Here is an 870-nt window from a genome sequence, read left to right as displayed (position 1 = left end):
CGTGCGCGGTCGCCGCGCGGGGGGCCACGTTGACGTTGATCCGGGACGGCGAGCCGATCGAGGCGCTCGACGCGATGAGCTCGTGGTGGACCGCGATTCACGGGCACGGCCACCCGGTGCTGGACGCGGCGCTGACCACGCAGCTGGGAGTGATGAACCACGTCATGTTCGGCGGGCTCACGCACGAACCGGCCGCCCGGCTGGCGCAGCTGCTGGTGGACACCACCCCGGCCGGGCTGGACACCGTGTTCTTCAGCGATTCCGGATCGGTGTCCGTCGAGGTCGCGGTCAAGATGGCGCTTCAGTACTGGCGCAGCCGCGGCCGGCCCGGCAAGCACCGGCTGATGACCTGGCGGGGCGGCTACCACGGCGACACGTTCACGCCGATGAGCGTCTGCGATCCCGACGGCGGCATGCACACGCTGTGGACCGACATCCTGGCCCGCCAGGTGTTCGCCCCGCAGGTCCCGCGCGACTACGACCCCGGCTACACCGCGGCGTTCGAGCAGCAGCTCGCCGAGCACGCCGGCGAACTGGCGGCCGTCATCGTCGAACCGGTGGTGCAGGGCGCCGGCGGGATGCGCTTCCACGACCCCCGCTACCTGCGCGACCTGCGCGAGCTGTGCCGGCGGCACGACGTGCTGCTGATCTTCGACGAGATCGCCACCGGCTTCGGCCGCACCGGCGAGCTGTTCGCGGCCGACCACGCCGGGGTGAGCCCGGACATCATGTGCGTGGGCAAGGCTCTGACCGGCGGCTACGTCACCCTGGCCGCCACGCTGTGCAGCACCGACATCGCGTCGAGCGCCTCGATCGGCTCGCCGTCCCGGATCAACGTCAACGTGGCCCCCCGCGCGGCGACCGCGACCA

At 72.0% G+C, this 870-nt stretch carries 1 protein-coding gene; it reads left to right on the top strand.

Translation table 11 applies throughout. The annotated features are described in order from the left end of the window. A partial coding sequence (locus A9X05_RS07670; protein ID WP_156736543.1) for an aminotransferase class III-fold pyridoxal phosphate-dependent enzyme occupies nucleotides 1-870 on the top strand: 870 nt, incomplete at both ends.

The sequence above is a fragment of the Mycobacterium sp. E3298 genome (genome assembly GCF_001666895.1).
In the GTDB taxonomy this organism is placed as follows: domain Bacteria; phylum Actinomycetota; class Actinomycetes; order Mycobacteriales; family Mycobacteriaceae; genus Mycobacterium.
Note: the sequence above shows the minus strand (reverse complement) of the source record. Positions and strands in the feature narration are given on the sequence as shown.